The sequence below is a fragment of the Streptomyces sp. NPDC030021 genome (genome assembly GCF_055574035.1).
Window position 1 is genome coordinate 37,068 of record NZ_JBVIAH010000019.1, and the last position, 26,461, is coordinate 63,528.

The following is a 26,461-nucleotide window of genomic DNA, read 5'->3' on the forward strand; positions in this document are numbered from 1 at the left end:
GAGCGGGCAGTGGCAACGGTGGACGACGTACGGCGGCTCGCGATGGCCCTGCCGAGGACCGAGGAGCACCTGATCCGGGACCGGGTGAAGTTCCGGATCGGCAGCATCGTCTACCTGGCCCTCTCCCGGGACGAGAGCGAACTGGGCTTCGCCTTCCCCAAGGAGGAACGGGCGGCGCTCGTCGCCGCCGAACCGGAGAAGTTCTTCCTGCCCCGGGAGTCCGATCTGCGCTTCAACTGGGTCGAGGCCCACCTCGGGGCCCTGGACCACAAGGAGCTGACGGAGCTGGTCACCGAGGCCTGGCGGATGGTGGTGCCCGCGAAGGTCGCCCGCGCCCACCTGGACCCGCCGGCCGCGCCGCCGCTCCCGCCCGCGCCGTCCCTGGCCGAACTGCGGTCCTCGGCAGAGGTGTTCAACGGCTTCGCGGGCGTGGACCGGAGCTGGCAGGCGCTGCGCGAGGAGACCGGATCCGCCCTCGACCTCTCGCTCGCCGCGCACCGCAGCGCCCTGCACCGCTGGCTGAACTCCTGGGGCTGCCGCATCCGTTACCCGCGCGAGGGCGAACCCGACACCTTCGGCGCGGGGCTCGCCACATGGTGGGAGCGGCACACCCTGGCGTACGCACCGCTGGCCCGGCTCACCCCGCGGGAGATCTCCCGGTTCGCCGCCGCCTACGAGGAGCTGGCGGCGCTGCCGATCGGCCGCCGCAGCCTCGGCCCGACCGCCGCGGCCAAGGCGTTGTACGCGCTGCGGCCCGACTCGGTCATGCCGTGGGACGCGGCCATCGCGCAGCGGCTGCACGGGGTCCGGGACGGGGCCGCCTTCGCCCGTCACCTGGAGCTCGGCCGGAGCTGGGCACGTGCGGCGCTGGAGGAGGGCGGCGGTCTGGACGAGGCGGCCCTGTGCGCCGGGATCGGCCGGCCCGGGGTGTCCCTCGCCAAGATCCTCGACGAGTACCTGTACGTCACGATCACCCACGCGGCCTGACCGCCAGGACACCCCCCGGGCCGGGCCTACCCCGGCTGCCGCGCGTGCGCCTGGCCCCGCGCCGCCGCGGGCGCCGGGTCCTCCTCCGTGGGGTCCGGCTGCGTCAGCGCGTACGCCCGGGCCATCGGCGTCAGTCCGTACTGCCCCGGCAGGTCGGAGTGGTCGAGCAGCCCCGCGTCGAGGAGCCGTTCGAGGAGGTCCTCCACCGGCTGGGCGGACCGCTCGACCAGCATGGCGAGCGCGTCCGCGGACTCGTACACCACGTTGTCCACGGAGGGCGGGTTGTCGGAGCCGGCGAACTGGCGCAGCATCAGCCGCGCCCACGGGGTCAGCAGCCGGTAGGCGCTGTCGAGGCGGTTGGTCAGCGCGTCGTCCCCGATCTGCAGCCGGCCCAGGAAGCGGCCGGGTGCCCGCTGCCCGTCGCGCCCGTCGTGGCCGCCCGGCTCGTCCCCGAGCAGCTCGGACACGGAGTCCTGGAGCATCCACTCGGGGCGGGCCGCGATGCGCCGGCCGGCCAGGTTGAGCGCCAGCGGCAGGTCCCCGCAGGCGTCGGCGAGGCGCAGACAGGCGCGCGGCTCGGTACCGACCCGGTCGCCGCCGAGAAGCTGCGCGAGCAGCTCCATCGACTCGTCGCGGTCCAGTGCGGGGAGCCGGATCCGGCCAATTCCGTCGAGGCCCAGTAGCCGCGATCGGCTGGTGATGATGATGCGGCTCTCGGGCGCCGCGATGAGAAGTTCCCGGATCTGCCGCTCGTGCTGGACGCCGTCCAGCACCACGAGCAGCCGCCGCCGGTTGAGGAGCGACCGGTACAGGCCAATTCTCTGACCGGGATCGTTCGGGATCCGGTCGGTGGGGATACCGAGCGCCTCCAGGAAACCGCCCGCGATCCCGGCGGCGTCCTTGCGTCCGTCCGCGGCCGGGTCGAGGTTCGCGTAGAGCTGTCCGTCGGGCAGGTTCACGGCGAGTTCGTGGGCGAGCCGCAGGGCGAAGGCCGTCTTGCCCACGCCCACCTGACCGCTGATCACCAAGGGCGCCGCGGGGCGCTGCCCGCCGTACGAGGGGGCGGTCAGGGCCCGGGCCCGCTGGAGCAGCTCACGCCGTCCCACCAGGGGATGAGACTCCATCGGCAGCTGTGACGGGGGCGGCAGCACGGCGCGTACGTCGGCCGCGCGCAGCTCGTTCTCCTGGTGCTGCTGCACGGCTTTGACCGCCGGACGGGCGGTTCCGTCGTCCCCGTCGGCGCGTGCCGCCTCGTGCCAGCGGCGCTCCCAGGTGGCGCGGTCACCGCCGCATGCCTCGGCGAAGGCGAGGGCCACCTGAAGGGTCGGGAGGCGGTAGCCGGCGGCCGCGTCGGAGAGCACGGACGCGGAGAACATGGCACGGGTTGCCATGTCGCGGTAGCCGGGACTGCCGGCCGCGGTCCGCAGCCTGCGCAACTCCCGGGCGAACGCGGTGACTGGTCCGGCATCGGGGGCCAGCGGTCTCTCCAGTCTTCCCACAGCCTGCTCCTTCGGTACTCGCTCCGTGTGCTGCCTGCTCCGGGCCGCCCATGAACTGTCCGTGTCGCCCTTCCTGATCTGCTACCGGATGCTTACCGCCTGCTAGGGGTAACCCCTATGATCCGGCTGACATGACCTGGCCAGGGGTCTTGTTCATTTGGGGGTGGATGTCCGATGCCGGGGGCGGATGCGGAATCCGGGGAAAGACGAAGCGTGGAACCTGCGGGGGGCAGGCTGCGCTTCAACGTGCTCGGATCGCTTGAGGGATGGTTCGGAGAGGTACGGCTGAGGCTGGGGGGAGCGATTCAGGAACGGGTCCTGTGCGTCCTGCTGCTCGAAGCCGGCCGGGTGGTGCCCGTGGCCCGCCTCGTCGAGGCGACCTGGGAGAAGGACCCGCCGGTGACCGCGGCGCACCAGGTCCGCAAGGCCGTCGCCGACCTGCGGCGGCGCATACCCACCGGCACCGAGGTGATCGCCACCGACGGGCCGGGATACCGCGTGGTGGTGGCGGACGGGCAGGTCGACCTCCTGGAGTTCGACGCCCTCACCAAGACGGCGGGCCAGGCCCTGCGCGAAGGCGGGCGGTCCGAGGCCGCCGAGGCACTGCGGTCCGCCCTCGCACTGTGGCGGGGATCGGTCCTCTCCGGTGCCGGCGGACCGGTGATCGAGGCCGCGGCGATCGCACTGGAGGAGCGCCGGCTGGCCGCCGCCGAGCAGTTCTTCGACCTGAGCCTCGCACTGGGCGAGAGCGGTGAGCTCATATCGGGCCTGCGGGCCCTGATCACCCAGCACCCGCTGCGGGAGACGCTGCGCGGCCAGCTGATGCTCGCCCTGTACCGCTCCGGGCGGCAGGCCGAGGCACTCAGGGAGTACGGAGAGGTCCGCGAGCTGCTCGTGGACGAGCTCGGGATCGACCCGGGCCCCCGGCTGGCCAAGCTGTACGAGGCGATCCTGCGGGACAGCCCCGAGCTGGCCGCGCCCGAACGGCCGGCGCCGGTGATCACGCCGCCCGTACGTACGGTGCCCGGGCCGGCGGCCCCCGTGGAGCCGGTGCCCGAACCGGCCGTTCCCGTGCCCGCGGTCGCCGAGGGTGCGGCCCCCGAGGCCCCGGCCCGCACGGAACCGGACCGGGAAGGAGAGCCGGGAACGCGGGTCGCGCCGGCCGACGCCCCGTGCACCCTGCCGTACGACCTGCCCGACTTCACCGGCCGCGCCAAGGAGCTGGCCGAGCTCTTCGACTACGTGCAGGACGAGGGCCGGGGAGGCGACCGGTACGCCCGGATCGTGGCCATCGACGGCATGGGCGGCATGGGCAAGACCACCCTGGCCGTGCGCGCCGCGCACCGGCTGGCCGGCCGGTATCCCGACGGGCAGCTCCACATCGACCTGCACGGATTCACCCCGGGCCGCCAGCCCGTGACGCCCACCGCCGCGCTCGACGGCCTGCTGCGGACCCTCGGTACTCCGGGCGACCGGATTCCCGAGGACCTGGAGGGGCGCACCGCCCTGTGGCGGTCGAAGCTGGACGGCCGGCGGATGCTGCTCCTGTTCGACAACGCGGTCGACGCGGCGCAGATCAGGCCGCTGCTGCCGGCCTCGCCCGGCTGTCTCGCCCTGATCACCAGCCGCGGGCGGCTGCTGGACCTCGACGGCGTCGAGTGGGTGTCCATCGGGATGATGGAGCCCGAGGACAGCACCAGCCTGATGGCGGAGACCCTCGGTACCACCCGGGTGGCCGCCGAGCCGGCGGCCTCCGCCGAACTGGCCGAGCTGTGCGGGCACCTGCCGCTGGCGCTGCGGATCGCGACCGCCCGGCTGCGCAACAGGCCGCGCTGGACGGTGCGTTATCTGGTCGAGCGGCTGCGCGACGAGAAACGCCGGATGGACGAGCTGAGTTCGGGAGAACGCAGCGTCGCGGCGACCCTGCGTCTGTCGTACCTGGCGATGGACGAGGAGTACCGGACCGCGTTCCGCATCCTCAGCCTGTACCCGTGCGCCGGGACGGACGTCCATTCGGCGGCGGCGCTCCTCGGCACCGCCGTCCGCGACGCCGAGGACGCCCTGGAGTTCCTGCTCGACGTCCACCTGGTCCAGCAGCCCGACATCGGCCTCTACACCTTCCACGACCTGGTGCGCAGTTTCGCGCAGAGCCTGCGGGGCCCGGCGACGGCGGACGACGACGCGGCGGCGGTCGAGCGGCTGCTCGGCTACTACCTGACGACCTCGGACGCCGCCTGCGAGGTGCTGTTCCCCAGCCGTGAACGCCGCCCCACCGGTATCCCGCCGTACCAGGGCGAACGGCCGGCCTTCAGGGACACCGAGCAGGCCCTGAGCTGGTTCGACCGGGAACAGGCCGGGCTGCTGGCGGCCGTGTCCCTGGCCGAGCGGTTCGGCCACGACCGATACGCGGCCTGCCTGAGCCGCAACGTCGGCTTCCACCTGCACACGCACGGACAGCTCGACGAGTTCTGGAGCGTCGGGCACCTCGCGGTGGCGGCGGCCCGCCGGCTCGACGATCCCGCGCTCCTCGGCATCAGCCTGGCCAACCTGGGCGCCGCCTGCTGGAAGCTGGGCCGCTTCGAGGAGGGGCTGGAGGTGGCCACGGAGGCGCGCGACACGGCGATCCGGGCCGGGGACCGGCACACCGAGGCGAACAGCGAATCGACCATCGGGCTGCTGATGTCGATGCTCGGCAGGTACAAGGAGGCCTTGCCGCTGGTGGAGCGGTCCGTCTCCATGGCTCAGGAACTGGGAAATCCGCGTGCGGAGTCGGAGAGCCTGACCATCCTCAGCACGCTGTACGAGCGGTGGGGCCGCTTCCCGGAAGCGGCGGAGGTCGCGCGCCGGGCGATCGAGATCGACCGTGACTTCGGTTACCGCAGCAACGAGATCGTGGCCCTGACCGATCTGGCCTTCGCCCAGGTGGGCCTCGGCGAGTTCGCGGAGGCGGACGCCGGCCTCAGGCGGGCCCGGGAACTGTGCGACGAGACCAGGTCGCCGGGGGACGTCGCCCTGGTGCTGGCCCTGTCCGCCCAGGTCGCGCACGAGCGGGGCGACGTGCTGCAGGCGCGTGCCTTCGCCGAGCGCTCCCTGGTGCTCGGGCGCACGAGCGGGGCCCCGATCCGGCTCGCGAGGGTCGAGAACGTCCTGGGCCAGCTCCACCTGCTGTGGGGGGAGCACGAGGTCGCGCTGGCCCTGCACGGCCACGCCCACAAGATCGCGGCGCCGATGAGCTTCCGGGCGGAGGAGGCGTCCGCGCTGGTGGGCCTCGCCTTGGCGGCCGAGGCGCTCGGTGATGCCGTGGCCGCTGCCGGACACCGGGCGGCCGCCGAGGAGCTGTCCGATTTCATGGGCCTGCCGGCGCACCGCCGCAGGTACTGAGCGCGGAAACGGAACTGCCCCGCACCGGACTCCGGTGCGGGGCAGTTCCGTGATGTGCGCGGCAAGCGGGTCACCTACGGGTGGACGGGGCCGGGGACGGGGCCGGGGAGGGGACCCCGGGGCCCTTGTCCTCCGCGAGGACCTGGTAGCCGGAGGACTGACCGGTGTCGGTCTGGCTGTCGACCGTCACACCGAACCCGAACGCCAGGGCCGCCGCGATGATCCCGATCAGTCCGGCCAGCTTGCTGCGCATGTGTGGAACCCCCTGGTGTGTACCCGGTGCGGCTCCCGTGTGGTGCGGTGGCCGCTCTCGACAAGACACAGACTGGCCGCAGCCCTTACCGGTCCGTTCCCCTCTCGATACCGCTCGTGACCGTGGCGCGGGAACGGCCGTCACCGCGCCGTTCCCGGTCCGGCTCCGTGGCCGCCGCGATACGTGATCCCCGCGCGCTGACCAGCACATCTGTCCGCGTGGTGCCGGATTCGTACCCGGCCAGATCCAGCAGGGCCCGGACCGTCGCGCGGATCCCGGCCTGCTCCGCGTCGCGCAGCGGCGCCGCCGTTCCCTCGGGGGCGATGTCGGCGACCAGGTGCATGCCGTCGACGGTCAGCGTCTCCACCCTGAACTTGGCTCCGGTCAGGAGCTCTTCGACGAGGTAGGGGGCCGAGTGCCGTGCGGTGACGGCCTGTTCGGCCCACCGGGCCAGTGCGGGCCGGTCGTGCACCGGGACGGTCCACCAACACCCGGATTTGTCGGCGGACTTGATGACCACGGGCAGGGGGAACTCCTCCGCCAGCGAACACGCCTCGGTGACGGACCGGGCCTCCTCGGCACGTACCGCGGAGGTCCGGCTCTCATTGAGGATCCGCCGGATCGTCACCGCGTCCGGCAGCCCACGGGCCGGCTTCCCGCGGCTCGCGGACAGCTCCCTCAGCACCTCCTCGGCGGCGGCCGCGGTCCTGCTGCCGAGACCCCGTTCGAGATCGCTCGCGAGATGGAGGACCTGCCCGATCCCGTGTTCGAGGACGGTGTCCGTCAGCAGGGTGCGCAGCGCGGCCGTGTCATCGAAGTCCACCCGAAGGAGCCGCTGCGGGGGCAGCTCCGCGGGTAGCGGCGCGTCCGGTGGGCGGGGTCCGGGATCGGACACCACCCACACGTCCAGGCCCGCCACGATCGCGGCGCTCACGAGCCCGGGTCCGGGCCTGACCAGCATTACCCGCTCCGCGGCCTGTCTGATGATCACAGAAATCTCCTCCATCGTGTCCCACGATGGTGGCGCCGGGCCTTCCCGGTCCCTTCCCGCCGCGTTCCCGGCCGGGCCGTGACCTGGGCCGTGACCTGGGCCGGGTGTCCCCCGGACGGCCCCGTCGCAGGGCCGTGGGGCGCCCGGTGCAGGACAGTGGAAGGAGGTACCGATCCCGGGGGGCAGCATCACGCCGGAGGCGTACAGACATGGGACTCTTCGACTTCCTGAAGTCCGACAAGCAGAAGGCGCACGACGCCGCCGAGAAGGCGAAGGAGCAGGTGCAGCAGCAGGCGGGCGAGGCCAGGAGGCCTCCCTCGGGTTCGGCGGCCGACGCCGCCTCGGCCACCCGGGCCACCGCCGAGCGCATGGCGGCGGCCGCGCCGCCCAGGCCCGCCCACGCGACCCCGACCCCCACGTCCGCCGCGCACAAGGCGGTGCCCGTGGCCCCCAGGCCGACCGTGATGCCGAAGCCCGCGGCCTCCTCCGCCGCCGCGCCGGGCGCCATGCACTCGCCCACCCCGCACTCGGCCGCGCACAAGGCGGTACCGGCGGCCCCGATGCCCAAGCCCGTGCCCACCGCCACGAAGCGCACGTACACCGTCAAGCCCGGCGACTCGCTCGCCGCGATCGCCCGGAACGAGCTCGGCAACGAGGCCCGCTGGCGTGAGCTCTACGCGATGAACAAGGGTGTCGTCGGCTCCAACCCCGACCTCGTCCGCCCGGGCACGGTCCTCACCCTCCCCAGCTGACGCGGCCGACGGCTCGGCGGACGCGGAAGGGGCCCGGATCCTCGTGACGGGATCCGGGCCCCTTCGCGTGCGCCGCTCAGAGCTGCTTGTCGTCGGGGCCCGTCTCGGCCTCGCGCTCCTTCTCCGCCAGCTCCTCGTCGAAGGCGGACGGCGCCGCGTCGCGCGCCGACAGCTCGGTGGCCGCCGGCGGTTCGACGAGCCAGTCCGGATTCGACTGCTGGTCCCACCACCGCCACGCCGCGTAGGCGGCGCACGCCAGTACGCCGACCAGCGCGGCACCGCGCAGGATCTTCTTGTTGCGCGCGTGCCGCTCGTGGCGCCGCACCAGCTTCTGCACTTCCCTGGCCGTCACCTGGCCGCGCAGCGCCGCGAGCGCCGCCGTCGACCGGGACGCGGCCTCCTCGGCCACCGGCGTGGCGGCCGCGATCGCACTCTCGATCTTCGGCTGGGTGTAGTCGGCGGCCTGCCGCGCCGCCAGGCGCGCCTGTGTCGCCGCCCGGTCGACGGAGGGCGGCACATGGGCCCGCGCCGCCTTGAGCCGTGGATGCAGATGGCAGTCGTAGGTCGTACGGGCGTGCTGGGCGGCGCTGGTCGCCGCGTACGACACCTTGGGCGCCAGCCGCTCGTTCGCTTCCTGGGCGTAGTGCACCGCGGCTTCCCTGGCGGATTCCGCGTACGGTGCCACCACTTCCGTCGCGTGCCGCACACTCTCCCTGGCGCTCTCGGCTGCCAGGCGCATGCTCTCCTTGCCGGTCACGGGATCCTCCTCCTCGGTGGCGGACACAGTTCACCTTTCCACCCTTTGTCGGATCATGCCTGCCATATCGCGGACAGGCATGCGTGACAGGGCATACGGGTGGAGGATTTCAGTGCCGCGGAGCGCTCCGTGCGACCATCTGGACCGACAGTGATGACTATGGAAGGCAGATCCGTGGCCGAGAAGCTCTACGCCACCCTGAAGACGACCCACGGCGACATCGAGATCGAGCTGCTGGAGAACTTCGCTCCGAAGACCGTCAGGAACTTCGTCGAGCTGGCCACGGGCGCCCGGGAATGGACCCGCCCCACCGACGGCCAGAAGACCACGGACCCGCTGTACGACGGCACCGTCTTCCACCGTGTCATCAGCGGCTTCATGATCCAGGGCGGCGACCCGCTCGGCAACGGCACCGGCGGCCCCGGCTACCGGTTCGCGGACGAGTTCCACCCCGATCTGGCCTTCACCAAGCCCTTCCTGCTCGCCATGGCCAACGCGGGCCCGGGCACCAACGGCTCGCAGTTCTTCATCACCGTCGCGCCCACCGCCTGGCTGACGCGCAAGCACACCATCTTCGGCGAGGTCACCGACCCGGCCAGCCAGAAGGTCGTGCAGGCCATCGCCGCCAGCGCCACCAACCCGCGGACCGAGCGCCCCCTGGACGACGTGATCATCCAGTCCGTGGTCGTCGAGAAGCGCTGACCGGGAAGCGCTGACGCCGGGAACCTTTCGGCCCCGCCCGTCCGTACTGGATACGTACGGGACCGGCGGGGCGCCCCCTGGCCTCCTGGCCCCCCTGCCTCGCCGCTGACCTAGGGAACCGATGGACACCGACCGTCTGCCGGGCTGCTACCGCCACCCGGACCGCGACACGGGGATCAGCTGCACCCGCTGCGAGCGCCCCATCTGCCCCGAGTGCATGATCAGCGCCTCGGTCGGCTTCCAGTGTCCCGAGTGCGTCCGCGCGGGCTCCGGCACCGGGCACCACCCGACCGCGAACGCCCCGCGCACCGTCGCGGGCGGGGTGGTCGCCGCCGATCCCCACCTGGTCACCAAGATCCTCATCGGGATCAACGTCCTGGTGTTCCTCGCGGCGCTCTTCGACCCGGCGCTCGCGGTCCAGATGGAGCTGATCGGCCGGTACCGGGAGTTCGCATACCTCGTCGGCCCCGTCCGCGGAGTTTCCACAGGCGAGTATCACCGGCTGCTGACCTCGGTCTTCCTGCACGTCGAGTGGTGGCACATCGTCGGCAACATGATCGGGCTGTGGGTCATCGGCGGGCCGCTGGAAGCGGCGCTGGGACGGGTCCGCTATCTCGCGGTCTTCCTGCTCTCCGGCCTGGGCGGCAGCGCGCTGGTCTACCTGCTGAGCGAGCCGAACGTCCCGACCCTCGGCGCCTCCGGCGCCGTCTTCGGCCTGCTCGGCGCCACCGTCGTCCTGGCGAAGCGGCTGCGCTACGAGATGCGGCCGGTGATCGTCATGGTCGTGCTGATGCTGGTGCTGACCTTCGTACCGCTCGGCGGCGCGCTCACGGTGTCCTGGCAGGCCCATGTGGGTGGCCTGGTCACCGGAGCGCTGGTGGGTCTGGGCATGCTCATGCCAGCCGCCGGCCGCAATCGCGCACTGGTCCAGTGGGGCACCTGCGCGGTGGCATTCCTGCTGGCCGCGATGCTGATCCTGGTCCGCACCGCGGAACTCACCTGATCACACCGGCGTCAACTCTCCACAGAGTTATCCACAGATCTTCTGTCTTTTCCTCAGGTGTGGATGACGCTGTGGATAACTCATGGGGAGAGCTTCCATCAGGGGCTGTCGGGTGCTACTTCCACTGCGTGGATACGCCGAATCCGGCAGCGATAAAGCCGAAACCGACTACAATGTTCCAATTGCCCAGAGCCTCGATCGGCAGCTGGGTCTCGGTCACGTAGAAAACGACGATCCACGCGAGTCCGATCAGGAAGAACGCCAGCATGACCGGTGCGACCCAGCTGCGATTCGTGAGCCGGATGCTCTGCGGCTGCCGGGTCGGCGGCGGCGTGTAGTCGTCCTTCTTGCGGATACGTGACTTCGGCACGAGGGGCTCTCCTGTCGATGCGCTGGGGACCTTGCCTGCCCCGGGCGTCCGTTAGCGTAGTGGACCTGTGGCGTTGAAGGAGAAGGGTACGTTGAGCAATTCAGACGACTCCTCCGCGGGTCCCCGTCGCCGGGCCAGGCCGGTCCGGCTGCTGACGGCCGCCGTCTTCGCCCTGGCCGGGCTGCTCTTCGTCACCAGTTTCAACACCTCCAAGGGTACGAACATCCGGACGGATGCCTCACTCCTGAAACTGTCGGACCTCATCAAGGAGCGCAGCCAGGACAACGCGGCGCTGGAGCAGAGCACCGCGGCCGCACGCGGCCGGGTGGACACCCTCGCGGAGCGTGACGACGGCAGTACCAAGGCCGAGGACGCCAAGCTGGCCGCCCTGCGCGCCGCCTCCGGCACCGAGGAGCTGACCGGCAAGGGCCTGACGGTCACCCTGAACGACGCCCCGCCGAACGCCACCGCCCGCATCCCCAACGTGCCCGAGCCGCAGCCCAACGACCTGGTGATCCACCAGCAGGACCTGCAGGCCGTGGTCAACGCTCTCTGGCACGGCGGTGCCCAGGGCATCCAGGTCATGGACCAGCGGCTGATCTCCACCAGCGCGGTGCGCTGCGTGGGCAACACCCTGATCCTCCAGGGCCGGGTCTACTCGCCGCCGTACAAGATCTCGGCGGTCGGCGACCCGGGCGCGATGAAGAAGGCCCTGGCCGCCTCCCCGGCCCTGCAGAACTACCAGCTGTACGTGAACGCGTACGGGCTCGGCTGGAAAGTGGACGAGCACAAGGCGCTGACACTTCCCGGCTACTCCGGCACAGTGGACCTCCACTATGCGAAGCCGGTGGCGCCCACCCCGTGATCGGGTCCGTCCTGACGTCGTACTGCGCCTGGTGGTACGGACGTTCAGCGAGGTGTGCCTGACGGCGGGCACGCTGATCGTGCTCTTCGTCGCGTACGTCCTGCTGTGGACCGGGGTCAAGGCCGACCGGGCCATGGACGGGGAGATGGACCGGATGCGCGACCGCTGGGCGGCCGCCCCGGCAGCCCCGGCCGCCGCGCCGCAGCCGGAACCGCCGAAGGCCCCGCCGGTGTCCCCGCCGCCCACCGCGGAGCCGGAGCGCCACCCCGCCGGCCGGGCCTTCGCGGAGATGTACGTCCCGCGCTTCGGCCCGGACTGGGTCAAGCCCGTACTGGAGGGCACCGACCCCGAACTGCTGAAGAAGGGCCTCGGCCACTACGCCGCCACCGCCCCCCTCGGCGCCGTCGGGAACTTCTCGGTGGCCGGCCACCGGCGCACCTACGGGGACCCCTTCAAGGACTTCCCGCAACTGCGTCCGGGCGACGAGGTGATCCTCAAGGACGCGAGCACCTGGTACACGTACACGCTCCGGTCCGCGCCCCTGCGCACCCTGCCCACCGATGTCGCCGTGGTCGACCCGGTTCCGGAGAAATCACCGTTCCGGGCGCCCGGCCGCTATCTGACGCTGACGACCTGCGATCCGGAATGGGGTCACAGCCACCGGCTGGTCGTGTGGGCGGAGCTGACCGGTACGCGCCCCGCGGCCCAGGGGCGGCCGGAGGGTTTGTCCGGGTGACCCACCCTTTCGGGCCGCTGCCTTTAGTCTGTTCGCGTACCGCCCCCGCGGTGCGTTGAACGAACGTGGACGAAAAGGAATCAGGCGGCATGTACGGCTGGATCTGGCGGCACCTGCCGGGAAACGCGTGGGTACGCGCGCTGATCTCACTCGTACTGGTCCTCGCGGTGGTCTTCGTGCTGTTCCAGTACGTCTTCCCGTGGGCCGAGCCGCTTCTTCCGTTCAACGATGTGACGGTGGACGAGGGATCGGGAGCCACTCCGTGAGCGCGCGCATTCTGGTTGTGGACAACTACGACAGCTTTGTCTTCAACCTGGTCCAGTACCTCTACCAGCTCGGTGCCGAATGCGAGGTGCTGCGCAACGACGAGGTCGAGCTCTCGCACGCGCAGGACGGCTTCGACGGCGTGCTCCTGTCCCCCGGCCCCGGTACGCCGGAGGAGGCGGGCGTCTGCATCGACATGGTCCGCCACTGCGCGCGCACGGCCGTTCCCGTCTTCGGCGTGTGTCTCGGCATGCAGTCGATGGCGGTCGCCTACGGAGGCGTCGTGGGCCGGGCTCCCGAGCTGCTGCACGGCAAGACCTCACCCGTGATCCACGAGGGGCTCGGGGTGTTCGAGGGACTGCCGTCGCCGTTCACCGCGACCCGCTACCACTCCCTCGCCGCCGAGCCCGGGACCCTGCCGGACGCGCTGGAGGTCACGGCGCGGACCGAGGACGGGATCATCATGGGCCTGCGCCACCGGGAGCACGACGTCGAGGGCGTCCAGTTCCACCCCGAGTCGGTGCTGACCGAGTGGGGCCACCGGATGCTCGCCAACTGGCTGGTGCGGTGCGGTGACGCGGGTGCCGTAAAGCGCTCGGTGGGGCTGGCCCCGGTGGTGGGCAAGGCCGTCGCGTGACCACGGTCGCGCCGTCCGCGCCCACGCAGGGCCGGGCCGCGCGACGCAGGGCCGCTCAGGAGGCCGCGAAACAGGCCGCCCGGCGCACCCGCAGGCGGGGCGGCCGACGGCGCAGGCGGCCCGCCTCGGGCGGCCCGGTGGTCATCGCGAGCCGGCTGGGCGGAGAGCTGTTCATCACGCTGGGCCTGGTGATGCTGCTGTTCGTCGCCTACCAGCTCTGGTACACGAACCTGCTGGCGGAGCGGGTGGCGAACGGCGCCGCCGGCTCCCTGCGCCAGACCTGGGAGCAAGATCCGGGCGGCTCCGGTCCCGCCGCACCGCCCGTGACGGCCTTCGAGCCCGGCCAGGGCTTCGCGATCCTCCACATCCCGAAGCTGGACGTGAAGGTCCCGGTGGCGGAGGGCATCAGCAAGCCGAAGGTGCTGGACAAGGGCATGGTCGGGCACTACGGCGAGGGCGCGCTGAAGACGGCGATGCCGGCCGACAAGGTGGGCAACTTCGCGGTGGCCGGACACCGCAACACCCACGGCGAGCCGTTCCGCTACATCAACCGGCTGGCGCCCGGGGATCCCGTAGTGGTCGAGACCCGGGACGCCTACTACACGTACGAGATGACCTCGTCGCTCGCGCAGACACCGCCGACGAACGTGGCGGTGATCAAGCCTGTGCCGGAAGGGTCGGGATTCACATCCGAGGGCCGGTACATCACGCTGACGACCTGCACCCCGGAGTTCACCAGCACCTACCGGATGATCGTATGGGGCAGGATGACCGAGGAACGCCCCCGCAGCCAGGGCCCGCCGCCCGCGCTGACCAGCTAAGGACGAATCAGCAGTGTCTCGTGCCCGCCGCCGCGCCGCGGCCCCGCCCGTCGGCAACCGCAGTGTGCTCGCCGGATTCCTGAGCCTGCTGGGCGAGGTCCTGATCACCGTGGGCCTGGTGCTGGGCCTGTTCGTGGCCTACTCGCTGTGGTGGACGAACGTGCTCGCGGACCGGCAGGCGTCGGCGCGCGGCGACGAGGTCCGCCAGCAGTGGCAGGCCCCTTCCCCGCAGGCCGCCGGACCCGGGGCGCTGGACACCCAGGACGGCGTCGGCTTCCTGCACGTACCGGCGATGAGGAACGGCGAGGTGCTCGTCAAGCCGGGGACCGACCCGGACATCCTCGACGACGGCGTGGCCGGGTACTACACGCAGCCGGTGAAGTCGGCACTGCCGTGGGACGAGAAGGGCAACTTCTCGCTGGCCGCGCACCGGGACGGCCACGGGGCGAAGTTCCACAACATCGACAAGGTGAAGAGCGGCGACGCGATCGTCTTCGAGACCCGCGACACCTGGTACGTCTACAAGGTCTTCGCGGAGCTGCGCCAGACCTCGAAGTACAACACCGACGTGATCAACGCGGTCCCCAAGGACTCCGGGAAGACCGCCCCCGGCCGGTACGTCACGCTCACCACCTGCACGCCGGTCTACACCTCGAAGTACCGGTACATCGTGTGGGGCGAGCTGGTCCGGACGGAGAAGGTGGACGCCAAGCGGACCCCGCCGGCCGAACTGCGCTGAGCGCCGGCCGGGACCGGAGCGGACCTGGCCCCACCAGGCCCCGGAAAGCCCCTGTGGGCGGCGCTGACGCCTCCCGGGTCCCACGAGGCCCACGCGTCCCGGCTGCGGCCGCAGGCGGCCGTACAGCGGCGCGACGCACAAAGGTCCGGCCTCCCTCCCCGATATCGGGGAGGGAGGCCGGACCTTTTCGCTGTGCCGGCGGCCGCGACGGCGGTCGCGTCAGCGGTTGTCGCCCAGGCCGCCGAAGCCGCCGCCGTTGTTGTTGCCGCCCTGCTGCTGGCCGCCGCCGCCGAAGGCGATGACGTTCACGGTCTGGCCCGTGGTCACCGGGGTGCCCGGCTGCGGGTCGGTGGTCACGACGATCGCGTTGCCGTCCGTCGCCCCGGTGACGATGCCGAGCCGGAGGTTGGCGCGCCGCAGCTCCTCCTTGTACTGGTCCACGGTGCGGCCGGCGAAGTTGGGCACCGTGGTCTGCGCCGAGGCCTTGGCGATGGTGATGTTCACCGTCTTGCCCACCTCAAGCTGCTGGCCCGCCGCGAACTGCTGCTCGACGACCGTGCCCGGTACGGCTCCGGGCGACTCGGTCTCCGTCACGCTGCCGAGCCTGAGCTTGGCGTCCGTGAGTGCCTTGACCGCCTCGTCCTTCTTCTTGCCCCTGAGCTCCGGCACATCGGCCTTGGAGATCTCCTTGGCGACGGTCAGCGTGACGACGCTGTTCCGCTCCGCCTCGCCGCCCTTCGGGCTCTGGTCGAGGACGGTCCCGGCGGTGCGCTCGGACTCCTGGGGCTTGCGGTCGACCTGCAGGCCCTTCTCCTTGAGCACCTTCTCCGCGTCCTCGAACTTGAGGTTGACCACGTCGGGGACCGTCACCTTGGGCGCGCCCGTGGAGACCGTCACCGTGACGGTGGTGCCGTTGTCGACCTTGGTGTCGGCCGGGGGGTCCTGCTTGCAGACGTTGCCCTTGGGCTGGTCGTCGCAGGGTGCGTCGGGGCCCTTGACCACGTTGAGGCCGACGTTGGTACCGCTCTTCTGGGCCTTTTCGAAGGTCTGGCCGATGAGCTTGGGCACGGTGGGCCGGTTGTCGGCGCCCTCGCCGAAGAGGGAACGGCCGATGAGGATCGCGCCGACCAGGACGAGGATGCCCGCCGCGACGAGGAGGACGGTGGACGCCTTGCTCTTCTTCTGGCGGCGGTTCGGGCCCTGGTCGTAGCCGCCCTGGTCGCCGTAGCCGTATCCGCCGTCGCCCGGGGACATGGGCGGCATCATCGACGTCTGGCCACCGGGGTCGGTGGTGCGCAGGGCGGCGGTGGGCTGGTCGTAGCCCTGGTGCCCGTAGCCGTGCCCCTGGTCGGGGTAGCCGTAGCCGCCGGCCGCACCCATGGTGGCGGCGGCGGCGACGGGCTGGCCGTCGAGGCAGGCCTCGATGTCGGCACGCATCTCGTCGGCCGACTGGTACCGGTAATCGGGGTCCTTGACCAGCGCCTTGAGGACGATGGCGTCCATCTCGGGCGTGATCTCGGGATCGAAGTTCGACGGCGGCTGCGGCTCTTCCCGTACGTGCTGGTAGGCGACGGCCACGGGGGAGTCACCGACGAACGGGGGCCGGACGCTGAGGAGCTCGTAGAGCAGGCAGCCCGCGGAGTAGAGGTCGGAGCGCGCGTCGACCTGCTCGCCCTTGGCCTGCTCGGGCGAGAGGTACTGGGCGGTGCCGATGACGGCGGCCGTCTGCGTCATGGTCATGCCCGAGTCGCCCATGGCGCGGGCGATGCCGAAGTCCATGACCTTGACCTGGCCGGTGCGGGTCAGCATCACGTTGGCGGGCTTGATGTCGCGGTGCACGATGCCGGCGCGGTGCGAGTACTCCAGGGCCTGGAGGATGCCGATGCACATCTCCAGAGTGCGCTCGGGCAGCAGCTTGCGGCCCGAGTGCAGCAGCTCGCGCAGCGTGGAACCGTCGACGTACTCCATCACGATGTACGGGATGGAGATGTTGTCGACGTAGTCCTCGCCGGTGTCGTAGACCGCGACGATCGCCGGGTGGTTCAGCGACGCGGCCGACTGGGCCTCGCGCCGGAACCGGGCCTGGAAGGACGGGTCACGGGCGAGATCGGCGCGCAGGGTCTTGACGGCGACGGTACGGCCGAGCCGGGTGTCGTGGGCGAGGTAGACCTCGGCCATGCCACCACGGCCGAGCACGTGGCTCAGCTCGTACCGGCCGCCGAGGCGACGCGGCTCTTCCATAACGTTGCAGCCCTCTCCGTCAGTCCCGACCGCACCTGTGTGTGGTCCGGCGGTGTGCTGTTCGCGCAAAGGCTACCGGCCGATCGTCCGTGATCGGTTCGTGGCCACAGGCTGATACTGGACCGGTACCGTACGCGCGGACCGGGCCGGAATTCTGTGATGTGGGTCACTGCACTCCGGTCCGTCGTCCCTCGGTCACTTCTGGCTGTTCAGCACCGCCTGCATGACCGCCTTGGCGACGGGAGCGGCCAGACCGCCACCGCTGATGTCCTCACGGTCCGCCTCGCTGTCCTCGATCACGACGGCGACGGCGACGGGCGAGGACTTGTCCGGGGTCTCGGCGTAGGAGATGAACCAGGCGTACGGGCGCTTCTTGTTGCCCTCGCCGTGCTGCGCCGTACCGGTCTTGCCGCCGACCGTCACGCCGTTCATCTTGGCCTTGGTGCCGGTGCCGTTCTGGACGACGTTGACCATCATCTGCTGCACCTTCTCCGCGTTGGCGGCGGAGAGCGGCCGGCTCATCTCCTGCGGCTCGTGCTTCTCGATGATGTCCAGGCCGGGGGACGCGAGGTTGTCCACCATGTACGGCTTCATCAGCTTGCCGTCGTTGGCGATCGCGGCGGTGACCATGGCCATCTGGAGCGGGGTGGCGGCGGTGTTGAACTGCCCGATGGAGCTCTGGGCGTTGCCGTCCTTGCCCATCTTCTTGTCGTAGATGCTGGCGAACGCGCGGACCGGAATGTCGATCTTGTCGTTGTTGAAGCCGAACTTCTCCGAGGTCTCCACCATCTTGTCGCGGGTGACCTTGTCGCCCATGTTCGCGAAGACCGAGTTGCAGGAGATGCGCAGCGCCTCGTTGAGGCTGGCCTTCTCGCAGCCCTTGGCGTGGTTGATCATCTCGGTCTTGGTGCCGGGCAGGAAGTACGGGTCCGGGGTGTCCGTCGGAGCGTTGATGTCCTGGACGACGCCGTGTTCGAGGGCGGCGGCCGCGGTGACCACCTTGAAGGTGGAGCCCGGCGGGTACGTCTCGCGCAGGGCGCGGTTCACGAGGTTCTTGTCCTCGCTGTCCTTCAGCTCGACCCAGGCCTTCTCGTCGTCCTTGGAGTTGCCCGCGAAGCGCGAGGGGTCGTACGAGGGCGTGGAGACCAGGGCCAGGATGGCGCCGGTGCGCGGGTCGATGGCCGCGACGGCGCCCTTCTTCGTGCCCAGCGACTCGAAGGCGGCCTTCTGGGCATCGGGGTTGAGCGTGGTGACGACGTTGCCGCCCTGCTTCTTCTCCCCGGTGAACATGCCGATGGTGCGGTCGAAGAACAGCCGGTCGTCGTTGCCGGTGAGGATGCCGTCCTCGAGGGATTCCAGCTGGGTGGAGCCGAAGGCCTGCGAGGCGTACCCGGTGACGGGAGCCCAGAGCTCGCCGTTCGTATAGGTCCGCTTGTACTTGTAGTCGCTGCCGTCGGTCACCTTGGAGCCGGTGATCGGCTCGCCCTTGACGATGATGTTGCCGCGCTCGGTCGCGTACTGGGCGATCTGGACCCGGCGGTTCTCCTTGCGGGTGCTGAGCTCCTCGGCCTGCACGTACTGCAGCCAGTTGGTGCGGATCAGCAGGGCGAGGACGAGCAGCCCGCAGAACAGCGAGATGCGGCGCAGGGGCTTGTTCATGACGGACGGACCACCTGGGTCATCTCGGAGTCGGGGGACGGGGCGGGGGCCGGTGCGGGGCGGCGTGCGGTGTCGCTGATCCGGATGAGGATGGCGATGAGGATCCAGTTCGCGAGGACGGAGGAACCGCCGGACGCGAGGAAGGGCATCGTCATGCCGGTGAGGGGGATGAGGCCCATGACGCCGCCGGCGACCACGAAGATCTGGAGGGCGAAGGCGCCGGAGAGGCCGATGGCGAAGAGCTTGCCGAAGGGGTCGCGGGCGGCGAGCGCGGTGCGCACGCCCCGCTCGATGATGAGCCCGTAGATCAGGAGGAAGGCCATCACTCCGGCGAGGCCGAGCTCTTCGCCGACGGTGGAGAAGATGAAGTCGGAGTTGGCGGCGAAGCCGATCAGGTCGGAGTTGCCCTGGCCCCAGCCGGCGCCGAGGACGCCGCCGGAACCGAAGCTCATGATCGACTGGCCGACCTGCTCGCACGCACCCGAGGTGGTGTAGCAGGCGAAGGGGTCGAGCCAGGCGGTGACACGGACCTTGACGTGGCTGGCGAAGGTGCCGACGACCACGGCGCCGCCCACCGACATCAGCAGGCCGATGACGATCCAGCTGGTGCGCTCGGTGGCCACGTACAGCATGATCACGAACATGCCGAAGAAGAGCAGCGAGGTGCCGAGGTCGTTCTCGAAGACGAGGACGAGCAGGCTCATGGCCCAGATCATCAGGATCGGGCCGAGGTCGCGGCCGCGCGGCAGGTAGAGGCCCATGAAGCGGCGGCTGGCCAGCGCGAGCGCGTCGCGCTTCACCATCAGGTAGCCGGCGAAGAAGATCGCGATGACGATCTTGGCGAACTCGCCGGGCTGGATGGAGAAGCCGCCCACGCTGATCCAGATCTTCGCGCCGAAGACGTCGGCGCCGAGGCCCGGGACGACCGGCAGGATCAGCAGGATCAGGGCGCCGGCCATCGAGATGTACGTGAACCTCTGCAGGACGCGGTGGTCCTTGAGGATCAGCAGGACGGCGGCGAACAGGGCGATGGCGAGCGCCGTGTACATCATCTGGCGGGGAGCGGAGGGGGAGAACCCGCCGAAGGCCCGCTTGGCGAGGTTCTGCAGGCGCTCGGACTGGTCCAGGCGCCAGATCAGGACGAGGCCCAGTCCGTTGAGGAGCGTGGCCAGCGGCAGCAGCAGCGGGTCGGCGTACTTGGCGTACCGGCGCACGACGAGGTGCGCGATCCCGGCGAGGGCGCCGAGGCCGAGGCCGTAGAGCACCATGCCGGGGGGCAGGGTGCCGTTGATCGCGAGGCCCACGTTGGCGTAGGCGAACATCGGGATGAGCACGGCGAAGCCGAGCAGCAGGAGCTCGGTGTTCCGCCTGCTCGGCAGCTCGATGGCGCCGATGGTGGTCGTATTGGTGACTACGCTCATGGTGTGGCAGGCCCCCTGCGCCCGCGTATGTCTACTACTTGCCGCACAGCCCGACCAGTTGCTGCTCCTCCGGAGTCAGGCTGGGGGCGGGCGTCTGGCTGTTCTGCGCCTCGGCGTTGCGGCGTTCCTCGTCCTTCTTGCACGCGGAGGTCTGGACGCCGAGGTCGTCGAGCTTCCTCTTGGCGGCGTCGAGGCTGCCTTCGCTGATGGTGGCCTCGACCAGCTTCCGCTTGAAGGGCGGCAGGTACTTCAGTTCGATGTCGGGGCGGTCGGTCTCCACCTTGGAGAGCTCCAGCGGCCCCAGCTTCGGGCTGATGCCGCGGAAGAGCGCGACGTGCTCGCCCTTCACGCCCACGTAGAACTGGGTCTGAGTCCAGCGCCAGCCCGCGTAGAGGCCGCCGCCGATGACGCCGGCGACGATGAGCAGGGTCAGCGTACGGGTGGTCCACTTGCGCCCTTTGCTGCGGCGCCTGCGGGGGTGGTCGTACGTGTCCTCGTAGCCCGGGTCGCCGGTGTAGGCGTCGGCTTCGCCGAAGGTGCCGTAGCCGCCCGCGCCCTGGCCCTGGTCGGAGTACCCGTAGCCGGGGGCGTCGCCGCTGCCCGGGGGGCCGAAGGCGCCGGCGGGGGGCTGGCCGTGGCGGCCGAGGCCCGAGGCCCGGCCGGCCGGGGTCTGCATGGCGTTGCCGCCGTCGAAGAGCTGGTGCTGGTTCTCGGCGACCGCGCCGACGACCACCGGGGTGTCGCTGACCTGGGCGGCGAGGGTGTCGCCGCTGTCGGTGTCGAGGACGTCGGCGACGATGCAGGTGATGTTGTCGGGTCCGCCGCCGCGCAGCGCGAGCTGGATCAGCGACTGCACGGTCTCGCGGGGACCGTGGTAGTCGGCGAGGGTCTCTTCCAGGGTCTGGTGGGAGACGACGCCGGAGAGCCCGTCGGAGCAGATCAGGTAGCGGTCACCGGCCCGGACCTCACGGATGGAGAGGTCGGGCTCGACGATGTCGCCGCTGCCGAGCGCGCGCATCAGGAGGGAGCGCTGCGGGTGGGTGGTGGCCTCTTCCTCCGTGATGCGCCCCTCGTCGACGAGGCGCTGCACCCAGGTGTGGTCCTGGGTGATCTGGGTGAGGACGCCGTCGCGGAGGAGATAGGCGCGGGAGTCGCCGACGTGGACGAGGCCGAGGCGCTGGCCGGTCCACAGCAGGGCGGTCAGCGTGGTGCCCATGCCTTCGAGCTGCGGATCCTCCTCGACCATCACGCGCAGCTGGTCGTTCGCGCGCTGCACGGCCGTGGCCAGGGAGGTGAGGATGTCGGAGCCCGGGACGTCGTCGTCGAGCTGCACGAGCGTGGAGATCACCTCGGAGCTCGCGACCTCGCCGGCGGCCTGGCCTCCCATGCCGTCGGCGATCGCGAGGAGCCGGGGACCGGCGTAGCCGGAGTCCTCGTTCCCCTCGCGGATCATGCCCTTGTGTGATCCGGCGGCGAACCGCAAGGACAGACTCATGCGCACCTGCCCTGTCGACGAAGCTGCCTCCGGGTACAACCGGTCTCGAGCCACACTGCCCACCCTCCGGTCGGGAGCGCGCTCGGGTCCGTGTCCTCGGTGGGACGGATCGCCGCCGCGCGCTCGCTCCGCTCGCTCATTCTCGTACTACTTCCGCAGCTCGATGACGGTCTTGCCGATGCGGATCGGTGCGCCCGGCGGAATGGGCGTCGGGGTGGTCAGCCGGGTCCGGTCGAGATACGTGCCGTTGGTGGACCCGAGATCCTCGACGATCCACTGGCCGTCACGGTCGGGATAGATCCTGGCATGGCGGCTGGACGCGTAGTCGTCGTCCAGCACGATCGTTGAGTCGTGCGCGCGGCCCAGCGTGATCGTCTGGCCGGCGAGGGCCACCGTGGTTCCCGTGAGGATGCCCTCGGAGACGACGAGTTTGGTGGGTGCGCCGCGCCGCTGGCGCTGCTGCGGAGGCGCGGCCTGGCGGCCCGCCTGCTGCGGGGCGCCGCCGGCGCCTCCGCCACCACGACGGGACGATCCGCGCTGGGTCACGCGCGTCCCGAAGAGATCGCTGCGGATGACCTGGACGGCCACGATGACGAACAGCCACAGAACGGCCAGGAAACCCAACCGCATGACCGTCAGGGTCAGCTCTGACATTGCCCCCGCTTCACCCTTCGGCTTGCCGGTAAATGATGGTGGTACTGCCCACGACGATCCGCGAGCCGTCGCGGAGCGTAGCGCGGGTGGTGTGCTGCCCGTCCACCACGATGCCGTTGGTGGACCCGAGATCCTGGATCGTCGAGGGCGTTCCGGTCCGGATCTCACAGTGCCGGCGGGATACGCCGGGATCGTCGATCCGCACGTCGGCTTCCGTGCTTCGGCCGAGTACGAGCGTGGGACGCGAGATCTGGTGGCGGGTGCCGTTGATCTCGATCCAGTGGCGCCGGGCGCCGCCCGGGCCGGCCGCGGGGGCCGTCCCGACGGGTCCGCCCGGAGTGGGCCGCCGAGCGCCGGGTCCGCCCGGGGGCGGGGCGCTCGGCATGGGCGGGGCCGCGACCGGCGGATATCCGTAGCCGCCCTGCGGCTGGTTCTCCGGCGGGTAGCCGTAGCCGCCCTGGGGTGACGGCGGCCCTGCCTGCGGCTGGGAGGTGCTGGAGGCGAGGGTGCGGCTGCGGACCCGGTAGAGCCCGGTGTCGAGGTCGTCGGCCTTCTCCAGGTGGACCTTGATGGGGCCCATGAAGCTGTAGCGCTGCTGCTTGGCGTAGTCGCGGACCAGGCCCGCGAGCTCGTCGCCGAGCTGCCCGGAGTAGGGGCTCAGGCGGTCGTAGTCACCGGCGCTGAGCTCGACGATGAAGTCGTTGGGGACGACGGTCCGCTCGCGGTTCCAGATGGTGGCGTTGTTGTCGCACTCCCGCTGGAGGGCTCCGGCGATCTCCACCGGCTGGACCTCGGACTTGAACACCTTGGCGAAGGTGCCGTTCACCAGACCTTCGAGTCGCTGCTCGAACCGCTTCAGAACTCCCATGGGGCACCTCCTCCGTCGCTGTCGCCCTGTACTGCTTACTGATCGTATCCACGCGTGGCGGATTCGGGTGGTTCCCCATCGTTCCTGTGAGGACGAGTGTTGGTCCTCACAGGGGATCGTAGGGGGGCTCCCAGGACAGTGTCCCGCACCGGGAGCGGAGTGCGGGAGGGGCCGTCCGCGGCGGGGCGCGGGGGTGCCGGGAAAGCGATGTGAATCCACCCCGTTCTCCGTGCTAATGTTTCGACGTCGCCAGGGGAAAGGCCCGAAAGGGAAGATCCACTGGGACGCTGCTCGGGCGAGTGGCGGAACGGCAGACGCGCTGGCTTCAGGTGCCAGTGTCCTTCGGGACGTGGGGGTTCAAATCCCCCCTCGCCCACATCGACGAGACGGTCGTCACTGCGAAAGCGGTGGCGGCCGTTTCGTGTTTCCCCGCCCCGGCGTATGTGTGACGTACGTCCCTCCTTGGGGCCCCTGAGCTGCGGTCCTGTCCGAAGGCAGGGTTAGGGTTGAGCCAACTGTCCGAATTTCGAGACGAGTTGTGGCTGACGGATGTGCACGAGTGTGCTTCCCGGTCGGTACGAGGAGTCGTGAGTGGGTTTCGACGAGGAGTGGGGGCGGCTGCGGGCCGCCGCGACGGGGCGCGTGGACGCAGGGGTGCCGGTGGAGCCGGCCGCTCCGGCGCGTGAGCCGGAACCTGCCGGTGCGGTGGATGCGGCGGCGGCCCGCGAGGCGGTACTGGAGCGGCTGGCGGATTTCCGCAGCCGGGCGGTGCTCGTGCCGTTGGACGAGCGCGGCGGCCTGTGGACGGCGGAGCTGGGCGGACTGGACTGGATCTGCGCGTTCTCGGGGCTCGAGACGCTGGCCCGGTTCGCCGACGCACGCGGTGAGGCCGAGCGGGAGTGGCCGTACCGGCGGATCGTCGGGGCACGGCTGCTGGACGAGGTGATCCCGGCGCTGGACTTCCCGTGCGGGGTGGCGCTGGACGCGGCGGGGCCGGACGGGATCGTCTTCCCGCCGGTGCGAGGGCTGGTGCCGGACGGCGCGGCGCTCGACGGGGACGGACGGGAGGAGAAGGTGTGAGCGGGGACGGGGCGGACGTCGATGTCTCGAAGCAGGCGCTGGGACAGATAGCGAAGGGCATCACGGACACGCTGGGCGAGCTGAAGGAGCTCGGGATGGTCGGTTCGGCCAGCATGGGCCGGGGCTTCACGGATCTGGCGCTGTCGGGGATGGAGAGCGGGAACGAGGGCCTGACGGCCTCGATGAAGACGTTCTGCGAGCGCTGGGAGTGGGGCGTACGGGCGCTCGTGCAGCAGGGGAACCAGTTCGCGTTCGACGTCGGTCTGTCGGCGGGTGTGATGCACGAGCAGGACCAGTACATCCAGGGCAGCTTCAAGGTGCTGACGAACTCCGCGATGGGCAATCCGTACGCGTCGGAGAAGGACGTCATCGACAAGGACTGGGGCGAGGTCCTCTCCGACAACCCGTACACGCAGATCCGGGACGCGGACTACAGCGACGAGTCCTTCGAACGGGCGCGCGAGAACAGCAAGGAGGCCTGGAAGGGCGCGGTGCGGGACGTCAACAGCTCGGACATGCTCCTCGGCAACCAGATCATCAACGCGACGGGGATGCGGGACGAGGTGGACGCGGCGGTCGACGACTGGGTCGGCCCGGCGCCGCAGCCGCAGGTGCAGCCCTCGGGCGGTGAGCGCTGATGGCGGACTGGGGCGGTCTCCTGGACAAGGGTCTGGAGAAGCTGGACGACGGCTGGGAGGGTGCGAAGAAGGTCGTCGGTCAGGGTGTCGACAAGGCCACCGACGGGATCGGCGCGGGCCTGGAATACGTCGGGGCGGACGACTGGGCCGACAAGGTCGAGGACTGGGGCGACGACGTCGCCTCGAACCTGGGTGCCTCGGTCGGCGAGCAGCAGCTCGGCCAGACCGAGCAGGCGAACGAGCTGGTGCACGGCAAGCCTGCGAAGATCCGGGAGTCGGCGAAGCACCTGACGGACTTCAAGGGGGCGTTCGACCGGGTCGGCCAGGGCATGCGGGCGCTGGACTCCGGCCACTGGAAGGGGCAGGCGGCCGACGCGTTCCGGCAGAAGTTCGCGATGCACCCCACGGACTGGCTGCACGCCGCCGACGCCTGCGAGGCGGCGGCGGGCGCGCTGAACCGGTACGCGGAGACGGTGGAATGGGCGCAGACGCAGGCGCAGCAGGCCATCGACCTGTACAAGGCGGCCGTCAAGGCCGCCAAGGACGCCCACGAGGCGTACGTCGCGAAGGCCGAGACCTACACCGCAGCGGCGAAGGCCGGCCGGGATCCCGGACCGGAGCCGCAGAAACCGGTCGACGTCGGCAAGGCCGACGGCACGCGGGCCCACGAGATCCTGAAGGAGGCCCGCAGGCAGCGCGACGAGGCCGCAGGGGCCGTGGCCAAGGCGATGGAGGCGGCGCTGGAGCACGCCCCGAAGGAGCCCTCGGCGACGGACCGGGCCCTGGCCGGGCTCACGGACTACTACGGCGGCCAGGCGGTGGAGCTCAACCACTTCGTCGGCGGCGTGGTCAAGGGCACGGCGGGGCTGCTCAACTTCGCGCGCGGCCTGAACCCGATGGACCCGTACAACCTCACCCACCCCGCCGAATACCAGCAGAACCTCAACATGACGCTGGCCGGCCTGGTGTCGACGGCCGCCCACCCGGAGCGGATCCCGGGCGCCCTGATCGACAGCTTCAAGAACGACCCGTCGGAGGGCCTGGGCCGGCTCGTGCCGGAGCTCATCGGCACCAAGGGCTTCGGCGGTGCCCGGGCGGGGGTGCGGGTCGCGGAGGCTGCGGCGGCGAAGCCGTCGGCCTGGTCGCATCTGGCGAAGCCGACCAAGGGCGTGACCGAGCGGCCCTCGATCCACGCCGACTCGGTCGGGAAGAAGGACGCCCAGAAGTTCATCGACGACCAGTACCCGTGGCTCAAGGACATGAACAACACGAACATGCCGGGCTACCAGTACAACTGCACCAACAACGTGGTGACGCTGGACCGCCGGCTGGACGGTGTGGAGGTCTCGGCCGCGCCGAAGACCGGGCCGGGCGACATCCCGTACAAGGAACTCGGTGTCGAACCGAGCGCGAAGAAGGTCGTCAGCAGCTACGACGACATCGTCAAGGACCTCGAACAGCGGGGGCCGGATTCGCGCAGTGTCGTCGCGATCTCCCGCCACGGGACGGCCGGCCACGTCTTCAACGCGGTGAACACCCCCCACGGAGTCGTCTTCCTGGACGGCCAGACGGGGAAGCTGGCCACACTTGAGACACACAACATCAGCGAGATCGCGCATGTCCCCTACCGCTAGCGTCGTCAGGAATC

24 protein-coding genes, 1 tRNA gene and 1 pseudogene are annotated in these 26,461 nt (G+C 70.7%); 15 read left to right on the forward strand and 11 right to left on the reverse strand.

Features of this window, described 5'->3' with window-relative positions; translation table 11 throughout:
• Positions 1 to 9 precede the first annotated feature (9 nt).
• On the forward strand, positions 10 to 987 hold the full coding sequence (locus tag ACZ4YL_RS30855) for an MmcQ/YjbR family DNA-binding protein (protein ID WP_468121105.1): 978 nt from the start codon (positions 10 to 12) through the stop codon (positions 985 to 987).
• 26 nt (positions 988 to 1,013) lie between these two features.
• Here the strand turns inward: ACZ4YL_RS30855 and ACZ4YL_RS30860 are convergent, their stop codons facing one another.
• Positions 1,014 to 2,486, reverse strand: coding sequence for an NB-ARC domain-containing protein (locus ACZ4YL_RS30860; RefSeq protein ID WP_468121106.1), 1,473 nt, complete (start codon positions 2,484 to 2,486; stop codon positions 1,014 to 1,016).
• A 174-nt stretch (positions 2,487 to 2,660) separates the two neighbouring features.
• Between ACZ4YL_RS30860 and ACZ4YL_RS30865 the strand changes: the two genes are divergently transcribed.
• Positions 2,661 to 5,867 (forward strand): AfsR/SARP family transcriptional regulator, encoded by a 3,207-nt coding sequence (locus tag ACZ4YL_RS30865; RefSeq protein ID WP_468121107.1) that lies wholly within the window; start codon positions 2,661 to 2,663, stop codon positions 5,865 to 5,867.
• Positions 5,868 to 5,937: 70 nt separating this feature from the next.
• Here ACZ4YL_RS30865 and ACZ4YL_RS30870 read toward each other — a convergent pair whose 3' ends face one another.
• On the reverse strand, positions 5,938 to 6,120 hold the full coding sequence (locus tag ACZ4YL_RS30870) for a hypothetical protein (protein WP_468121108.1): 183 nt from the start codon (positions 6,118 to 6,120) through the stop codon (positions 5,938 to 5,940).
• An 85-nt stretch (positions 6,121 to 6,205) separates the two neighbouring features.
• Positions 6,206 to 7,111: an ATP-grasp domain-containing protein gene (locus ACZ4YL_RS30875; RefSeq protein ID WP_468121109.1), complete on the reverse strand. Its 906-nt coding sequence runs from the start codon at positions 7,109 to 7,111 to the stop codon at positions 6,206 to 6,208.
• A 209-nt stretch (positions 7,112 to 7,320) separates the two neighbouring features.
• On the opposite strand from ACZ4YL_RS30875, the gene ACZ4YL_RS30880 reads away from it, so the two are divergent.
• Positions 7,321 to 7,863, forward strand: coding sequence for a LysM peptidoglycan-binding domain-containing protein (locus ACZ4YL_RS30880; protein WP_468121110.1), 543 nt, complete (start codon positions 7,321 to 7,323; stop codon positions 7,861 to 7,863).
• 76 nt (positions 7,864 to 7,939) lie between these two features.
• Here the strand turns inward: ACZ4YL_RS30880 and ACZ4YL_RS30885 are convergent, their stop codons facing one another.
• Positions 7,940 to 8,647 (reverse strand): DUF5324 family protein, encoded by a 708-nt coding sequence (locus ACZ4YL_RS30885; RefSeq protein ID WP_468121111.1) that lies wholly within the window; start codon positions 8,645 to 8,647, stop codon positions 7,940 to 7,942.
• Positions 8,648 to 8,794: 147 nt separating this feature from the next.
• Here ACZ4YL_RS30885 and ACZ4YL_RS30890 point away from each other — a divergent pair, with 147 nt between their 5' ends.
• Together ACZ4YL_RS30890 and ACZ4YL_RS30895 are read left to right on the forward strand one after the other, a co-directional pair.
• Complete coding sequence (locus ACZ4YL_RS30890; protein WP_301374589.1) at positions 8,795 to 9,322, forward strand: peptidylprolyl isomerase; 528 nt, start codon at positions 8,795 to 8,797, stop codon at positions 9,320 to 9,322.
• Between the two features lie 121 nt (positions 9,323 to 9,443).
• Complete coding sequence (locus tag ACZ4YL_RS30895) at positions 9,444 to 10,325, forward strand: rhomboid family intramembrane serine protease (RefSeq protein WP_468121112.1); 882 nt, start codon at positions 9,444 to 9,446, stop codon at positions 10,323 to 10,325.
• A gap of 115 nt (positions 10,326 to 10,440) precedes the next feature.
• On the opposite strand, the gene crgA is transcribed toward ACZ4YL_RS30895, so the two are convergent.
• The gene (crgA, locus tag ACZ4YL_RS30900) at positions 10,441 to 10,695 is read right to left on the reverse strand and encodes a cell division protein CrgA (RefSeq protein WP_030383881.1); all 255 of its coding nucleotides are present in this window, start codon (positions 10,693 to 10,695) and stop codon (positions 10,441 to 10,443) included.
• A 91-nt stretch (positions 10,696 to 10,786) separates the two neighbouring features.
• On the opposite strand from crgA, the gene ACZ4YL_RS30905 reads away from it, so the two are divergent.
• From ACZ4YL_RS30905 to ACZ4YL_RS30930, 6 genes and pseudogenes are all read left to right on the forward strand, one after another.
• Entirely contained in the window at positions 10,787 to 11,560 is a 774-nt protein-coding gene (locus ACZ4YL_RS30905) for a DUF881 domain-containing protein (RefSeq protein ID WP_468121113.1), read from the forward strand.
• The gene (locus tag ACZ4YL_RS30910; protein ID WP_468121114.1) at positions 11,532 to 12,296 is read left to right on the forward strand and encodes a class E sortase; all 765 of its coding nucleotides are present in this window, start codon (positions 11,532 to 11,534) and stop codon (positions 12,294 to 12,296) included. Before ACZ4YL_RS30905 ends, ACZ4YL_RS30910 begins: the two co-directional genes overlap by 29 nt.
• A gap of 89 nt (positions 12,297 to 12,385) precedes the next feature.
• Positions 12,386 to 12,562 (forward strand): hypothetical protein, encoded by a 177-nt coding sequence (locus ACZ4YL_RS30915; RefSeq protein WP_030011120.1) that lies wholly within the window; start codon positions 12,386 to 12,388, stop codon positions 12,560 to 12,562.
• Positions 12,559 to 13,197: an aminodeoxychorismate/anthranilate synthase component II gene (locus ACZ4YL_RS30920; RefSeq protein ID WP_468121115.1), complete on the forward strand. Its 639-nt coding sequence runs from the start codon at positions 12,559 to 12,561 to the stop codon at positions 13,195 to 13,197. Before ACZ4YL_RS30915 ends, ACZ4YL_RS30920 begins: the two co-directional genes overlap by 4 nt.
• A pseudogene (locus tag ACZ4YL_RS30925) lies at positions 13,179 to 14,018 on the forward strand (class E sortase); the annotation flags it as partial. The gene ACZ4YL_RS30920 and the pseudogene ACZ4YL_RS30925, both read left to right, overlap by 19 nt.
• Positions 14,019 to 14,031: 13 nt before the next feature.
• Positions 14,032 to 14,757, forward strand: a complete 726-nt coding sequence (locus ACZ4YL_RS30930; protein ID WP_468121116.1) for a class E sortase — start codon at positions 14,032 to 14,034, stop codon at positions 14,755 to 14,757.
• Between the two features lie 219 nt (positions 14,758 to 14,976).
• On the opposite strand, the gene pknB is transcribed toward ACZ4YL_RS30930, so the two are convergent.
• The 6 genes from pknB to ACZ4YL_RS30960 form a co-directional block, all read right to left on the reverse strand.
• A complete protein-coding gene (gene pknB, locus ACZ4YL_RS30935; RefSeq protein WP_468121117.1) occupies positions 14,977 to 16,998 on the reverse strand; it encodes a Stk1 family PASTA domain-containing Ser/Thr kinase in 2,022 nt (673 codons plus the stop codon).
• Positions 16,999 to 17,193: 195 nt separating this feature from the next.
• The gene (locus tag ACZ4YL_RS30940) at positions 17,194 to 18,657 is read right to left on the reverse strand and encodes a peptidoglycan D,D-transpeptidase FtsI family protein (protein ID WP_468121118.1); all 1,464 of its coding nucleotides are present in this window, start codon (positions 18,655 to 18,657) and stop codon (positions 17,194 to 17,196) included.
• The gene (locus ACZ4YL_RS30945) at positions 18,654 to 20,078 is read right to left on the reverse strand and encodes an FtsW/RodA/SpoVE family cell cycle protein (RefSeq protein WP_468121119.1); all 1,425 of its coding nucleotides are present in this window, start codon (positions 20,076 to 20,078) and stop codon (positions 18,654 to 18,656) included. Before ACZ4YL_RS30945 ends, ACZ4YL_RS30940 begins: the two co-directional genes overlap by 4 nt.
• 34 nt (positions 20,079 to 20,112) lie before the next feature.
• Positions 20,113 to 21,573 (reverse strand): PP2C family protein-serine/threonine phosphatase, encoded by a 1,461-nt coding sequence (locus ACZ4YL_RS30950; protein WP_468121120.1) that lies wholly within the window; start codon positions 21,571 to 21,573, stop codon positions 20,113 to 20,115.
• Positions 21,574 to 21,720: 147 nt separating this feature from the next.
• The gene (locus tag ACZ4YL_RS30955) at positions 21,721 to 22,227 is read right to left on the reverse strand and encodes an FHA domain-containing protein FhaB/FipA (protein WP_301368859.1); all 507 of its coding nucleotides are present in this window, start codon (positions 22,225 to 22,227) and stop codon (positions 21,721 to 21,723) included.
• Between the two features lie 10 nt (positions 22,228 to 22,237).
• Positions 22,238 to 23,095: an FhaA domain-containing protein gene (locus ACZ4YL_RS30960; protein WP_468121121.1), complete on the reverse strand. Its 858-nt coding sequence runs from the start codon at positions 23,093 to 23,095 to the stop codon at positions 22,238 to 22,240.
• A 293-nt stretch (positions 23,096 to 23,388) separates the two neighbouring features.
• Between ACZ4YL_RS30960 and ACZ4YL_RS30965 the strand changes: the two genes are divergently transcribed.
• The 4 genes from ACZ4YL_RS30965 to ACZ4YL_RS30980 all read left to right on the forward strand — a co-directional run bounded on the left by ACZ4YL_RS30965 (position 23,389) and on the right by ACZ4YL_RS30980 (position 26,447).
• Positions 23,389 to 23,471, forward strand: a tRNA-Leu gene (locus tag ACZ4YL_RS30965).
• A 215-nt stretch (positions 23,472 to 23,686) separates the two neighbouring features.
• Entirely contained in the window at positions 23,687 to 24,175 is a 489-nt protein-coding gene (locus tag ACZ4YL_RS30970) for a hypothetical protein (RefSeq protein ID WP_468121122.1), read from the forward strand.
• Positions 24,172 to 24,813 carry a hypothetical protein gene (locus ACZ4YL_RS30975; protein ID WP_328962494.1) on the forward strand — a complete coding sequence of 214 codons (642 nt, stop codon included), beginning with the start codon at positions 24,172 to 24,174 and terminating at the stop codon, positions 24,811 to 24,813. The genes ACZ4YL_RS30970 and ACZ4YL_RS30975 overlap by 4 nt, the downstream gene beginning before the upstream one ends.
• On the forward strand, positions 24,813 to 26,447 hold the full coding sequence (locus ACZ4YL_RS30980; protein WP_468121123.1) for a putative T7SS-secreted protein: 1,635 nt from the start codon (positions 24,813 to 24,815) through the stop codon (positions 26,445 to 26,447). Before ACZ4YL_RS30975 ends, ACZ4YL_RS30980 begins: the two co-directional genes overlap by 1 nt.
• Positions 26,448 to 26,461: the final 14 nt, after the last annotated feature.

What these genes read in the sequence shown, in the direction of transcription:
- ACZ4YL_RS30940 (WP_468121118.1), bottom strand. Translation starts at nt 18,657, where the DNA reads ATGAACAAGCCCCTGCGCCGCATCTCGCTGTTCTGCGGGCTGCTCGTC.
- ACZ4YL_RS30865 (WP_468121107.1), top strand. Translation starts at nt 2,661, where the DNA reads ATGCCGGGGGCGGATGCGGAATCCGGGGAAAGACGAAGCGTGGAACCT.
- ACZ4YL_RS30980 (WP_468121123.1), top strand. Translation starts at nt 24,813, where the DNA reads ATGGCGGACTGGGGCGGTCTCCTGGACAAGGGTCTGGAGAAGCTGGAC.
- pknB (WP_468121117.1), bottom strand. Translation starts at nt 16,998, where the DNA reads ATGGAAGAGCCGCGTCGCCTCGGCGGCCGGTACGAGCTGAGCCACGTG.
- ACZ4YL_RS30915 (WP_030011120.1), top strand. Translation starts at nt 12,386, where the DNA reads ATGTACGGCTGGATCTGGCGGCACCTGCCGGGAAACGCGTGGGTACGC.
- ACZ4YL_RS30960 (WP_468121121.1), bottom strand. Translation starts at nt 23,095, where the DNA reads ATGGGAGTTCTGAAGCGGTTCGAGCAGCGACTCGAAGGTCTGGTGAAC.
- ACZ4YL_RS30880 (WP_468121110.1), top strand. Translation starts at nt 7,321, where the DNA reads ATGGGACTCTTCGACTTCCTGAAGTCCGACAAGCAGAAGGCGCACGAC.
- ACZ4YL_RS30945 (WP_468121119.1), bottom strand. Translation starts at nt 20,078, where the DNA reads ATGAGCGTAGTCACCAATACGACCACCATCGGCGCCATCGAGCTGCCG.
- ACZ4YL_RS30955 (WP_301368859.1), bottom strand. Translation starts at nt 22,227, where the DNA reads ATGTCAGAGCTGACCCTGACGGTCATGCGGTTGGGTTTCCTGGCCGTT.
- ACZ4YL_RS30910 (WP_468121114.1), top strand. Translation starts at nt 11,532, where the DNA reads ATGCGAAGCCGGTGGCGCCCACCCCGTGATCGGGTCCGTCCTGACGTC.
- ACZ4YL_RS30950 (WP_468121120.1), bottom strand. Translation starts at nt 21,573, where the DNA reads ATGAGTCTGTCCTTGCGGTTCGCCGCCGGATCACACAAGGGCATGATC.
- ACZ4YL_RS30895 (WP_468121112.1), top strand. Translation starts at nt 9,444, where the DNA reads ATGGACACCGACCGTCTGCCGGGCTGCTACCGCCACCCGGACCGCGAC.
- ACZ4YL_RS30870 (WP_468121108.1), bottom strand. Translation starts at nt 6,120, where the DNA reads ATGCGCAGCAAGCTGGCCGGACTGATCGGGATCATCGCGGCGGCCCTG.